The sequence below is a fragment of the Shewanella sp. GD03713 genome (genome assembly GCF_029843705.1).
In the GTDB taxonomy this organism is placed as follows: Bacteria; Pseudomonadota; Gammaproteobacteria; order Enterobacterales; family Shewanellaceae; genus Shewanella.
Map to the genome: position 1 here is coordinate 2,341,711 of NZ_JAOCIW010000001.1, position 11,724 is coordinate 2,353,434.

10 protein-coding genes are annotated in these 11,724 nt (G+C 45.9%); 4 read left to right on the forward strand and 6 right to left on the reverse strand.

Annotated features, from left to right (window positions below; genetic code table 11):
• Window positions 1-59: 59 nt before the first annotated feature.
• Window positions 60-1,169: a tyrosine-type recombinase/integrase gene (locus N5E87_RS10355; RefSeq protein ID WP_086904734.1), complete on the reverse strand. Its 1,110-nt coding sequence runs from the start codon at window positions 1,167-1,169 to the stop codon at window positions 60-62.
• A 626-nt stretch (window positions 1,170-1,795) separates the two neighbouring features.
• On the opposite strand from N5E87_RS10355, the gene N5E87_RS10360 reads away from it, so the two are divergent.
• From N5E87_RS10360 to N5E87_RS10370, 3 genes are all read left to right on the forward strand, one after another.
• A complete protein-coding gene (locus N5E87_RS10360; protein WP_086904735.1) occupies window positions 1,796-2,296 on the forward strand; it encodes a hypothetical protein in 501 nt (166 codons plus the stop codon).
• 154 nt (window positions 2,297-2,450) lie between these two features.
• Window positions 2,451-2,777, forward strand: a complete 327-nt coding sequence (locus N5E87_RS10365; RefSeq protein WP_086904736.1) for a hypothetical protein — start codon at window positions 2,451-2,453, stop codon at window positions 2,775-2,777.
• 88 nt (window positions 2,778-2,865) lie between these two features.
• Window positions 2,866-4,842, forward strand: coding sequence for a RecQ family ATP-dependent DNA helicase (locus N5E87_RS10370; RefSeq protein WP_086904737.1), 1,977 nt, complete (start codon window positions 2,866-2,868; stop codon window positions 4,840-4,842).
• 84 nt (window positions 4,843-4,926) lie between these two features.
• On the opposite strand, the gene eco is transcribed toward N5E87_RS10370, so the two are convergent.
• Window positions 4,927-5,478, reverse strand: coding sequence for a serine protease inhibitor ecotin (eco, locus tag N5E87_RS10375; RefSeq protein ID WP_086904738.1), 552 nt, complete (start codon window positions 5,476-5,478; stop codon window positions 4,927-4,929).
• A gap of 337 nt (window positions 5,479-5,815) precedes the next feature.
• On the opposite strand from eco, the gene N5E87_RS10380 reads away from it, so the two are divergent.
• The gene (locus tag N5E87_RS10380; RefSeq protein WP_086904739.1) at window positions 5,816-6,253 is read left to right on the forward strand and encodes a hypothetical protein; all 438 of its coding nucleotides are present in this window, start codon (window positions 5,816-5,818) and stop codon (window positions 6,251-6,253) included.
• Between the two features lie 34 nt (window positions 6,254-6,287).
• On the opposite strand, the gene N5E87_RS10385 is transcribed toward N5E87_RS10380, so the two are convergent.
• Genes N5E87_RS10385 through N5E87_RS10400 form a run of 4 tightly spaced genes read right to left on the reverse strand, consistent with a single transcriptional unit; the run spans window position 6,288 to window position 11,590 of the window.
• Window positions 6,288-7,670, reverse strand: coding sequence for a CDP-glycerol glycerophosphotransferase family protein (locus tag N5E87_RS10385; protein ID WP_086904740.1), 1,383 nt, complete (start codon window positions 7,668-7,670; stop codon window positions 6,288-6,290).
• Between the two features lie 44 nt (window positions 7,671-7,714).
• The gene (locus N5E87_RS10390; protein WP_086904741.1) at window positions 7,715-8,143 is read right to left on the reverse strand and encodes an adenylyltransferase/cytidyltransferase family protein; all 429 of its coding nucleotides are present in this window, start codon (window positions 8,141-8,143) and stop codon (window positions 7,715-7,717) included.
• Window positions 8,140-9,633 (reverse strand): NDP-sugar synthase, encoded by a 1,494-nt coding sequence (locus tag N5E87_RS10395; protein WP_086904742.1) that lies wholly within the window; start codon window positions 9,631-9,633, stop codon window positions 8,140-8,142. Before N5E87_RS10395 ends, N5E87_RS10390 begins: the two co-directional genes overlap by 4 nt.
• Before the next feature lie 10 nt (window positions 9,634-9,643).
• Window positions 9,644-11,590, reverse strand: a complete 1,947-nt coding sequence (locus tag N5E87_RS10400; RefSeq protein WP_126513083.1) for an exopolysaccharide biosynthesis polyprenyl glycosylphosphotransferase — start codon at window positions 11,588-11,590, stop codon at window positions 9,644-9,646.
• Window positions 11,591-11,724 lie beyond the last annotated feature (134 nt).

The window sequence follows — 11,724 nt, forward strand, 5'->3', positions numbered from 1 at the left end:
AAAATATTCTCAAAACAAATACTGAAAACAGTGTTGTTAATTAAGTGATAATACTGTGGTTAATCTTCTTTTGGCTTGAGGTAATGGCGTAATGAGCGTGGATCTGTATGTCCTGTTCTTGCCATGATGTACAAGGTATCTTTATTATTTTCATGTAGTTGTGTAACGCATCCACTGCGCAAACTGTGGGCGCCATAATATTGCGCCGGTAATCCTGCCTTTAGACAATATTGCTTAATGATCCGATAAATATCGTCACCGTTTAAGAATCCACTATTTCGGATGAGTGATGATTTAGATGTAACATTATCGCTAACTTGATAAGGTCTTAAGGTTTTTCCATCTCGTGAAATTGAGCGAAATAAATGACCTTCGGTAATTTTACTTTCATTTAACCAGTCTTTGACAGCATTATAGGCGGCAAAGGGTTCAGAGTCGGGTAAATTCTTCCATTCCCTTAATCCCTGCTGATTACTTTTAGAAAATGGCAGCCGTACTTTTAATTTGTCCCGCATAAAACTTAAATATTGTACTTTTAAATTGGCCAATTCTGAGCGGCGAAATCCGCCTTGCAGTCCAAGTTGAATAATGGCTTTGTCCCTTGAGCGCAGCAGTGGATGGGGCTGTTGCTCTATCGCTTGGATCAATAGTTCAACCTCATCGTACATGATTGGTTGCTGATCATAATCTTGGACTTGCCTATGGTGATTACGACTCAGGCCGCGCATCACACGGATCACCAGTGGGTGTTCGGTGGGGGATGGAAATCCTGCTTGAATATGATAGTAACGGATGGCGGCAAGCCGAGTTGTTAAGGTTTGCTTTGAAAGCTGAGTCCCACTGCTTGCTTGGAGCAATTCTTTTTGATGACCGATAAAAGAAATAATACTGCGCGGATCGGCGGGTAAGGACTGCAGCTGATGCGTCGCGCAATATTGCTCAAATAGGCCAAAGCTGGTCCGATAAACCCGACGGGTATTGATGGAGATTTCGTATTCTGTTTCGGCGGCCGCGTTAAAAAAATCACTGTGGACCGATTGGGGCAGTGAGCTTTCCTCAAAAAATGGCGTATCTATTTGTTTATCACTTGATGTGAAATTCGATGCTATGCCAGAGGAACGGCTAGGAGCACTTCCACCAGTGGAATAATGGATAATCGATTTAGACATGGGAGTATTTTACGGCCGATAAAACTGGCGCAATTATACGTAAAAGCAGCCTTTATCTACCAGTGATAATCGTCATTATCACTGGTAGAGCAGTTATTTGTATTTTAATTAATCGTATCGGTTAAAAAGAAAGCACCATTTAAGATGGACGAGTAGGCAAGGTGGGCTCAATACGAATTAAATGTATAAGGTGGGCTCAGATAACAGATTAATAAGCGATAAAGATGAACTTGGTTAATTGGTTGTTATTTCGTCAATTACAGCTGTGCGAGTTAAATTTGGCGAGAAAACAACCTGCATTTATTTTGCTAGTCGGTTAACTTTGTAGGGGAGTAGCTGCATTTTTAAAAGATGGTTTAACCATTTTATAAGGTTGAAAAGTAGAATATAAATTTAACTTATGATTTGCTGATGTAAAACTGATATCGATTTAGCCATGCTAAAACAGGGGATTAGAGGACAAGAGAAGTGCGAGCTCCATCTCGTTTGTTTGTGAAGTGGCGCGTTTAACCTTGTGCTGTAAAAATGAACTTATAAAATGGTGTAACCATTCTTTTAATCTATACTGTTTGTCGGTATCATGAGTCTATTCATAAACCATTATTAGAAAGTCTAAAACGATACCAATGACGACAAACACGCTATGGGAATATCATCATGCCGCGCCCACCGCGGGCCGAAAATTATTACTGTTAGATAAATCTGAATTAGTGTTTGCCTTGCCGTTAATTTATCGCATGGTTCATCCCGAAAGTGTCACTGAGCGGGCAGAGTGGTTTCAGTTAAATCAGTCTCAATCCAGTTATACCGAATTAATTGCTAATTTAAATTTACTGGTTCAACTGCGCAAAAAAAATCAGCCCGTTGACCAACAACTACAATCTGTAAATCGAATGCTTAATCAATATTTCAGTGATTTGGGCTGGCGCATGGTGCGAAAAGAACTTTCACAAATTAAAAAGCGCCAAAAGAAATCCCACATCGAAGTCAGTAAAGATATTATTTTACGTTTGAAGCGTTATATGGAACTCGAACGTTTGGACAGTTTTGATCAAGCGCTCGATACGTTATTATCGGAACATGCCGCGGCCGTAGCTGCCATGGTTGAAGACGAGAGTCAGGTTTAAAATATTCGTGTGTGATTTTTAACCTTAGCGTACGTGACTTCTTACGGGGGGCACATACACTCAAAGAGAGAGCTTAAGCGCGAATATAGCTAATTCGCTTCCGCCACCTCTTTTGTAACTTTCTATTTTTGATGAGTTTTATACAGGGAATAGCATGTCACAGCATAGAACTGTTGCCGTCCTTTGCCGCGTGGAGCCTGGGTGTTTGGGACCCGATGGGCGTGAGCATATTGAAGCTTTTTGTGCCTTAGCGCAGCAAGCGATGAAGCACTTTGCCGCCGATATGGTGACTTGGACGCTAGTGCCCCGTTACGATAAAACACTGCCAGAAATGGAATACAGTATCGCCAACAAAAGTTTATCTCGCGTGCAAGTGACACAGTATTTCAATACCTTAGGTCAAGATGTTGATGCCTTTGAAGAAGCCTTCAATGACAAACTCACCGCCTTTATCAATTTATATTTAGCCAGAAAATCATAGCGACGCGCTTACTCGCATTCACTAGTACATTCATCTGTTTGCGTGGTCGCCACCGCCTCCACACTTTTGGTGGCATAAGGATTTGTTTATGTCTTATTCAATAACACCGTCAGCGAACGCCGCGGATTATGCTTCTTTATTACAGCAACAGTTTGGTTTTGATGGGTTCAGGCAAGGGCAGCATGAGGTTGTCTCGCAGTTGTTGTCGGGCCATTCGAGCCTTGCTATTTTCCCCACCGGCTCAGGAAAATCACTCTGTTATCAATTTACCGCTCTGCAACTTCCCCATTTAACCTTAGTGGTGTCACCCTTACTGGCGTTGATCAAAGATCAACTGAGTTTCCTGCATGAGAAGGGCATTAAAGCGGCAAGTATCGACTCAACCTTAACGCCTGAATTAACCCAACAGGTCATGCGTGATGCTCGTTCTGGCGAGTTAAAACTCTTGATGGTATCGGTTGAACGTTTTAAAAATGAGCGCTTTAGGCAATTTATTCAATCAATTCCTATCTCTATGCTGGTTGTCGATGAAGCGCACTGCATCTCGGAATGGGGACATAATTTTCGCCCCGACTATTTAAAGCTTCCCGATTATCGCCGTGAATTAGCAATTCCATTGGTGTTGTTACTCACGGCGACCGCGACACGTAAAGTGAAACTGGATATGGCGGCGCGTTTCGATATCAAGCCACAACATATTGTTCAAACAGGCTTTTATCGTTCAAACCTCGACTTGACCGTCTTGCCTGTAGCGAGCCAACACAAACTGACGGCATTGCAACAGCAGCTTAATCACTTTACTGGTGCGGGGATTGTGTATGTGACTTTGCAGCATACTGCGGAGGATGTTGCCGCGAAACTGTGCCAAATGGGCTTTGATGCGAGTGCCTATCATGCGGGGTTTGAGGATGAAAAACGTCAGCAAATTCAGCAGGATTTTATGCAAGGTAAGATCCGCATCGTGGTTGCGACTATCGCCTTTGGAATGGGCATAGACAAAAGCAATATTCGCTTTGTGGTCCACTACGATCTGCCTAAATCCATAGAGAATTATTGCCAAGAAATTGGCCGTGCAGGAAGGGATGGCCAGCTCTCACATTGCGTGACTTTGGCGAATTTAGATGGCATAAACACGGTCGAAAATTTTGTTTACGGCGATACGCCGGAACTGGCCAGTATTACTGCTGTGATTAATAACATTCGCGAAGAAACCCATAACGGACGTTGGGAGCTGCAACTTCATCAGCTATCAAATGTGAGTAATATCAGGCAGCTTCCCCTTAAAACCTTGCTAGTTCAGCTTGAAATGATGGGCGTGATTAAGCCGCTTTATGCTTATTACGCCGATATCAGTTACCGTTTTATTGAGCCACAGGCGCAGATCTTGAGCCAGTTTTCCCCCGAGCGTCAGGCATTTTTAAATGACATCTTTACCCATACTCAGATGAAACGAGTATGGGGCAGTTTAGATTTTTCCGCGCTTTACCAAGCCACAGGTGCGGAACGTACTCGAGTATTAGCGGCGTTAGAATATCTTGCCAGTCAACAGCTTATCGAATTGGAAGCTAAGCGAGTGACGGATGTCTATCAAGTGAATACTGAGGTGTTAGCGCAGGGGCATTTAGCCGACGAACTCCATCAATACTTTACCGACAAAGAGACGAAAGAAGTCGCCCGTATTGCCCAGTTAGTGCGATTTTTTGAGCTAACAACTTGCTTAAATTACAATTTGGCCCGCTATTTTGATGATAATGCAGCGCCTCAATCCTGTGGTCATTGCAGTGTATGCCGTGGTCAAATGGCTAAATTGGCGTATTCCGAAGTGCCAAAGTGGCCTGATGATGCGCAGCTTAAGGCCGATTTACATGAATTGGCGCGTACGGCGGAGTCGAAAGGTTTAGCTTCATTATCCTTAGATACTCAATGCCGGTTTTTGGCCGGCATGACATTACCGCTGTTTACTCGCCTACAAGTACGGAAATTATCGGGTTTTGGTCGCTGCGAACACCTCAGATATGCAGAAATTAAAGCTAAATTAGCGCAGTTAGCCGACGCACCTTGCTGATAAAAAAAGGGCATATCTTGTGAGATATGCCCTTTATATCACCGCAGTAATACCTTTAAATAAACAACTTATATTGATGCACGTTTATTTAGCGTAGTGATAAGTTGAATCGACTTTCCAGGTTCTAAAGCGCAGCTCTGTGCCTTCTGGTAGATAAAATACCTTAGGCAAACGGCTGTCGTAACGCATTTTAAGTTCACCTGGAATGCGGACAAAGGCTTCTTTTTTTGCCATCTCTAAACAGGCCATCATAGTGCTTGGGCCTTCTGAGACTTCAGACACTTGATAATAGCTATAACCCCATCCCTTAACCGAGAGTTCTTTTAACTCGCCGTTCAAACCATGCTTATTACAGTCGACTAATTGGGTCTGGCCAATTTGGATTTCAACCATGTAATCGTCTTCATTTTCGAGTTTAGGTAAGGTCAAAATATGTTGCACCATACCCGCCTCAGGTGCAGGAAACATTTTCGTGGCTTCTTGCTCGGCATAATTTTTATGGTTAAAACTCGCGACACTGATCATAGGTGCATTTAATCCCGTTGGATGTGGTGGGCTCACTGCTGCGGCATTAAAAGACAGTAATGCAAAGGCAAGGGGAAGTGCCGCAGTGTTAAATATGTGAGTCAATTTCATAATAGTCTCCTAGTGATGTTGATAAGGCCTAGCACAGATAGTTGTACCATCATTTGCTGTATTCCTATCTTTGTAAACGCAGTTGCAGCAAAAAAGGGTTAATCTTTTTGAAAAAAATTTCAAAAAAGATCGGTATTTTCTATAACCTGATGAAAATAATCGCTTTTAAAACTTAATCTATGCGTAAATTTCTAGCGTTATGATAGCTTCATCGCGGTTAACCTGAGCTGAATAGCGCGGGAATATCCACCGAATGATTGATGGAGATATCTCTAAACGGCTTAATTTGTTGACTATAATCTGTTCAGAAACAATCAATATCGGGTTGAAATAGGGCATGAATGAATTTGAGCCATGGGATCAAGAAACGGTAGAACAGATTAAACAGGATCCGACCATTCTCAAGTTATTGGCCAAATTACCGCCACACATTGCCGACAGTTATACAAAAGAACAATTAATGGGGATACGTGTTGCCTTGGGGGATAGAACTTGGGGTAAACACTTTATTGATAACCGAGGTACGTTTGCGCTGCCTTTTATTAAATGGCGCTTTTATTATGTATTCCTTTTAGGCAAAAACAGACGCGTTTATACACGCCGAGAAAAACGCTTCTCCTTGGTTATGTTTAGCCTGTTCTTTATTGCCTTTATCTTGCTGTGTACCTTGTTCGGCCTCTTGCTGTTATATCTGCTCAAATCGGCGCTCGGTATCGATTTACTACCCGAAACCTCACTCGGGATCTGGGATTGGTTTAAAGACACCTTCTTATAAATGGCTTTAAACCAGAGCCTTTATATCTGAACTTTCATATTTGAGGCTTAATATTAGTGCCAAAGGCAAACTTAAACGATTGAGTTTGCCCTTGGCGCAAATGCCGCTCTAAGCGTGCAAAACTATCATCATGCCTTTCATTCATAGATATACCAACCATAGATGCACCATCAATAGACAAACCATCAGTCGCTAAGCTATCCGCAGATAAACCCGAAGCGTGCTGCGACCAATACAAACACTGTAATTGTTGGTAGGCCTCGCAGGGCTGGGGTTTGGCGTTAAGGTGACTCATCTCCTGCAGCAATGCCAATAAGTCATCGAATTGATAGGCGACCTGGCCAATACTGAGCGGATCTTGACCTATATCGTAGCAATCACGGCTTTGGTTGAGATACTGCTCATGGTCAAAACGGTAGAAGAGGACAGGGATCTCAAGTGGCAGTACATCGATAAATAACGACGAATAATCGGTGATCAGCAGGTCGACACGATGCAAAATCCCATAAACATCGTCCCAATCGCTGATATCGAGTACATTGGGATAGGCACAAAACTGCGCTGCGTAGTGGCGTTCATTGGGATGCAGGCGTAACAGTAACAAGGTATCGGTATCGACTAAATGTTGGGACAGGCTTTGCCAGTCAAAGGCGGCTTGGTAGGGCGAATCGCTATGACCTCCCGTTAAATCTGGGGTCGAATGTGAAGCTACATTCTGACTATTTTGCCATAGGGCATCCCGCCAAGAAGGGGCGTAGAGAATCACTCGGCGATAGGCCGTCGCATCCGCCTTTAAGGGCAACGTTTGGCGTTGCTCTGGGTAACGCAGATAGTAATCGGTGCGCGGATTAGTACTTGATAGCAGGGAATCTTCTTTTAACCGAAAGGCGCGTTGGAAACTCTGACCGACCAATGGGCTTGGGCTTAGCATCAAACTCGGACGGACATATTCCTGATGATAACGCAGCGCCTGCAGCCCAGCTTGCCAAAGGGACTGGGTTTGATACTTGGGGGCCAATGGCCCTGTGGTGATATCAAACTCGATTTTTTTAAGTGGCGAGCCATGCCAGAGATTGATACGAATCGCGCCTGCTGCAAGCCACTGATTAATATCGCCAATATAACTATTGTACACATAATATTTGGCCGTGAGCGCATGGTAAATGCCCAGCAGGCTCCAGCGCGAATGGGCGGTATAGCCTTGTTGCCTGAGGGCATGGATAAGGGCTTTATCGCCGCTTATCCAAATGGTTTGCATAAAGTGCGTCTGCTGCCAATGCAAAAACAGGTATTTGCTATTGTCAGCAAAACGGTTCTTGTAGCAGCCCAATACCGCCTTGTTGGCGTTTCTTGGCACCAGCCAAGAGAGGGCGAAAATGCATTTCTTCACTAAGGCTAATGCTAGATTTGTGCCCATGATATCCCTCGCTTACCCATTGAGATCCTGTAATTGGCTTCTGCTTACTTGGCCAATAGAGGCGTTGCCAAATTGCCCCGAGTTTGCGGTATCGCCAGGTTGGTTTTGATTTCCGTCGTCGAAATGGCTTCGGTGCGGCCTAAGTAAATTACCTGGCACAGGGTGCCTAGGTAATCAAACTTGCCTTGCCAGTCGTCGCCCATGCCGAAGATATCGACATCTAACGCCACAATATCCTGAGGTTTTTGCTGCCAGTGCGTCTCGGGGATCACGACATCGACGTACTTACAGGCGGCCACCATTTCGGCGCGCTGTTGATAGTTGAAAAAGGCCGCTTTGCCCTTGAGCGCATTAAACTCATCGGTCGATACGCCGACGATCAGTTTATCGCCCATGGCCTTTAAGCGCTGAAACAGTCTCACATGACCATAGTGGAACAAGTCGTAGGTGCCATAAGTGATGATGGTTTTCATTGTCCGTTCCCCCATTCATTGGCGATATCTTGCTGGTTTGGAGTAAGCTTATTTGCATTGGATTGTGTTGCCGTGGTTGAGCCTGTTGAAGCCACTGAAGTTGAAAGCGAAACGAAACACAGTTTGAGTATGTGGGACCATTGCGCTGCCTTAGGCTTGGCCAGAAACTCCTGCTCAATCAGCGCTTGTTCTTCCTCTGGCAGTTCGGCGCCAAGCAGCTGCAGCGGGCCGTAAACGCCATATTGCGGCGCAGCGTCGCTAATCGAGACGGCTGAATGTACCTCGGGGGATTGCGCGCCTAGCAGAAACAAGCGCCCCAGACACACTTGATAGAGTTGTGGCAGCAGTGCTAATCCCATGCAGGATTGCGGCAGATTGACGCGCCAGAGTGTAATGGGCTGATGCGTAATACTCAGCGCCTGCCTTGATGATCCAGCCATTGATGAATTGCACAGACTCCACAGCCAGAGTATTACCAAGAGTGGAACACTAAGGCCAAGTAATATCAAAGCCATAAGCCGACTTGTCCATGGCACATTGGCCTGCAACTGTGCTTGGGTTGAGGCGATAAGCCTAGGGTCTTCAACTTCAATGGCGGTATTAAAGCCAACATTAATCAGCAGGTTTTTACTGATAATGCAGTTATCGACATTCAGCCCTTCACCGACAAAACTGTTGGTTAAGATCACGCTGTTACTCAAACGGCAGTTTTTCTCGATAACACATTGATCGCCTATCATCAGTTGATCGTGCATATCCACATCGGGGGCAATCCAGGTTTGCTCACCAATTGCGCCCCAAGCTGCTTGTTGGTCTAATTTGCCCGTTTGCGCCTTAGCCCCAAGGTGAAAAAACTTGGCGCTTCGACCACTTGGAATAGGACGGCCTGAGGGCACGAGTCCATCGAAGCAACCATCGCCGATCGCTAAGTTGGCATTTAAGTAGGACTCGAAGTTGTCCAACATGGCGCATTGTCCATGGAGCGGCTCCATCATGGCATTAGTAATATTTGGATCTCGCTCCAACGGCCAATCGAGCAGATACAGGTGATTACAAGCACTTGGCAATAGCAACATGCCAGGATTGCAATCGGCCAGCACTGGCAGGACTAAGTGCTTGGGTCTGTTAACACTGTAATCGACAAAACGTTTGATGCAGGGGGAGCGCAATATATCGCCCCTTACCACAAGGTAGCTTTGGTCGAAATCCAGTTTTAAGCGCGACATCACGCAGTTAACAGGTTCTTGTTCTCTACTGAGGAAGTAATCAATCTTAACGCCCCAGCGGCTACCGTCGCCAAGATGTTGCTCTAAGGCTTTGGCATGGCTTGAGATAATCAGTTTTACCTCAACAATCCCCGCACTGGCGACATCTTCTAGGGTGTATTCAATCAGGGCACGGTTTCCCATGGGGAGTAATGCTGGACAGTATTGTTTATCCAGCGGCGCCAGTTCGTGTCCATGGCGATTGGCAAAAATAATGGCTTGCATAGTAACCCCCTTAGTAGGCTCCACGGCTGAAAATCACGGCGGGTATGGTCTTGAGTAGCAAGTACAGATCCGCCATTAAAGATTGTTGGTAGATATAATCCACATCCAACTCGACCTGACGGTCGAAGGGAATGTCAGAGCGACCAGACACTTGCCAGATACAGGTAATGCCGGGTTTCACTTCTAAACGGCGGCGATCGCTTGGGCTGTATTGCGCGACTTCTCTAGGCAGCGCTGGGCGCGGGCCAACCAGTGACATCTCGCCCTTGAGCACATTCCATAACTGTGGCAGCTCATCGATGGAGGTTTTACGGATAAATTGACCGACACGGGTGATGCGAGGGTCTTGTTTCATCTTAAACAGGACACCGCCTTGCATTTCGTTCGCCTGTTGTAGGCTAGCGAGCCGCGCCTCGGCGTCTTGGTACATGGAGCGGAACTTCCACATGGTAAAAGGTTGATTCCATTTGCCGACACGCTGCTGGCAAAAAAGCACAGCACCGGGGGATTCTAAACGGATAAGTAACGCCACGATGAGGAGCAGAGGCGATAGCAACAATATGGCGATGGCCGCGACCCATATATCGAGGCAACGTTTGACTATGCGGTTTAATAGCAGATGCAAGCGGATGCGTTTGCAACGTTTGAGTGAGCCTGAGTCACTCAAGTTAGGATACAGCAGCGTTTCTTGCGGCTGTGCCTCTGCTTGAGTTGTCGCCTTGAGGCTAGCGTTAGCGCGCTGCGCTTTGTATACCCGATATAAAAACAGGGGGTTACCGATAATATAGCGGCGCCACATTCTCTTGGGTTCTTGCATTAACCGCCAAATCCACTCCATGCCAATTTGTCTTAACCAGAGCGGGGCACGGCTAATACGGTTGGAGTAAAAATCGAACAGCCCGCCTACACCTATCCCAACGGCTGGAGTGAGTTTGGCTTGATATTGATTAAGCCAAAGCTCTTGTTTAGGTGCGCCCATGGCCGCCAACAACACGGCAGCACCAGATTGATTAATCTTTTTAATTACTTGCTTGGTATCAGCCTCATGGAAATAACCATGATGTGTGCCTGCAATTTGCAATTGGGGAAAACGGCGTTGTAACTGTTCAGCAGCTTGGTGGGCCACTTCTGGCGCGCCGCCCAGAAGATAGAGTGACAGATTGCCCTCAATCAGGCGCTCACATAGGAGTGGCAACATATCGGTGCCATTCAAATTGCCTTTAAGATCGACACCTTGCCAGCGGCAAGCCATACGTACGCCAATCCCATCGGCAAACACGGCCTCGCATTCATTGAGCTTTTGATGATATTGAGGATCACAATAGGCTTTGTTTAAACAGTCCGCATTCACAAAGGCAAACGGAGTTAAGTGATGCTTTGGCCGCTGCGCTTGTTGTACGAGCATATTCAGCATTTGATTCATGCTGAGGTTGCGCATGGTCACGCCAAAAATGGTGACTTGGCTTGCGTGTGAGCGTGATTCTGAGGTCATAAGACGATTCAATATGGCGCTCGCTAGTGCAAGGAGGTAACGACTGAGGCTGCTATAGGCGTTAACTAAACTTTGCTCGCTGGACTCAAACCCAATCCCCATGCGGCGCTGCATGGCACTAATCGAGAAAATCCCGAGCCGAGCAATACGGATTTCTTGTGAAGTATGAACTAAAGGTTCAATGGCAAATTGCGCTTCAGCGCCCAATAGGCCAATGTCTCCTTTGAGTAGATTCAGCAGTTGCGGCAGGCGATAACCCGCACCTTGATAGGCAAATTGCCACAGGCCCACTTGACCTTGAGCGCCATGCACATACACGCGTTCGAATACGCTTTGTCCCTGAAGTTTACGAAACACACAAACGCCAAAGATAAAGGGCAAGCAGATCAAGAGGGCCAACGCCGCTACTGCACTATCTAAGAGTCGAATAGACCAGCGTACTTGAGTCGAGTTCTGAGTATTCATCATGACCTCCATGCATTTCGCTTAGCATTACGCCTAGTGCCAAGTAGGGACGCTCGATAACGGCTTAGTTGTGCGCTTGGTAAGAGTCACCGCTTGGCAAGAGTCACAAAGCATAATGCAGGCCAGATTGATAA